At 74.8% G+C, this 1477-nt stretch carries 1 protein-coding gene; it reads left to right on the top strand.

Annotation, left to right across the window (positions count from 1 at the left end; translation table 11 throughout):
- A partial coding sequence (locus ETD83_RS41780; RefSeq protein ID WP_138650761.1) for an amidohydrolase occupies positions 1 to 1477 on the top strand: 1477 nt, incomplete at both ends.

Below are 1477 nucleotides of genomic sequence, written 5' to 3'. Positions count from 1 at the left end.
ACGGCGGCGAGCCCGAGGCGGTCGCCGTCCTCGGCGAGCGCGTCGTCGCCGTGGGCGCGCGGCGCGACCTGCGCGACCGGTTCCCCGGCGCCGAGGACGTCGACCTCGGCGACGGCGTGATGCTGCCCGGGCTGGACGACGCGCACGCCCACCCCTCGGTGCTGGCCGACGGCGGCCTGTACGTGGACCTGGCGCCGACCGTGACCGGCAGCGCCGAGCAGGTGCGGCGGGCGCTGGCCGACCGGGCGGCCGTCACGCCCGAGGGCGAATGGGTGGTCGGCCACAACTTCGACGTCTCCCGCACCCAGGACGGCCGCAGCGTCGACCGGACGCTGCTCGACCGGATCTCCGAGCGGCATCCCGTGCTGATCATCCACTACTCCTACCACGGCGCCGTCGCCAACTCCCGGGCGCTGGCCGCCGCCGGCTACGCCGAGGACACGCCCGACCCGGTCGGCGGCGAGCTGGTGCGCGGCAGTGCCGCCGACGGCGGGCGGCTGACGGGCGTCCTGTACGAGCGGGCCTGGATGGAGGGCTACCTCGGGCACGGCTCGCGGCCCCCGCTCGTCCCGCAGCCGACGATGCAGGCGCGGATCGAGTCGCTGCGCCGGATGCTCACCCGGATGAACTCGGCCGGGATCACCTCGGTGACCGACGCGATGGTGCACCCCGCCGACTGGGCGCTCTACCAGGCCGCGCGCGACGCGGGCGCACTGACCGCGCGGGTCGGGATGCTGCTGTGGTACGAGTTCTTCGAGCCGGCGCGGGCGCTCGGCATGCGCACCGGGTTCGGCGACACGATGCTGCGCTTCAACGGCGTGAAGATGATGACCGACGGCGCGGTCTCCGGCGGCACCTGCCTGTGCCGGACGCCCTACCGGGGCGCGCTCGGCGAGCGCACCGCCGGCATCCAGGTCATGCCGGACGAGGAGATCGCCGAGGTCGTCCACCGGGTGCACGCGGCGGGCAGCCGCCTGGCGGTCCACGCCAACGGCGACCTGGCGATCTCCAAGGTCCTGGACGCGCTGGACGCCGCCATCGCCGCCACTCCCCCGCGCCCCGGCCAGACGCACCGCATCGAGCACTGCTCGGTCGTCGATCCCGGGCTGGTGGAGCGGATCCGCGCGCTGGGCGTGATCCCGGTGCCCTTCGGCGCGTTCATCTCCTACCACGGCCGCAATCTCGTCGGCCACTACGGGCAAGAGCGCGCCGCCCGGATCAGCCCGCACCGCACCTTCCGCGACGCGGGGATCACCGTGGCCGGCTCGTCCGACTACCCGTGCGGGCCGCTGGAACCGCTGTACGCGCTGCAGTCGATGACCACACGGCGCGCCCAGGACGGCACCGTGCTCGGCCAGGACGAGCGGCTCACCCCCTACGAGGCGCTGGAGGTCTACACGGCCGGGTCGGCGGCGGCGTCCGGCGACCAGGACGACAAGGGCCGGATCACCGTGGGCCGCCTGGCCGACTTCACCGT

It is taken from the genome of Actinomadura soli (assembly GCF_005889715.1).
Classification (GTDB): domain Bacteria; phylum Actinomycetota; class Actinomycetes; order Streptosporangiales; family Streptosporangiaceae; genus Spirillospora; species Spirillospora soli.
Note: the sequence above shows the minus strand (reverse complement) of the source record. Positions and strands in the feature narration are given on the sequence as shown.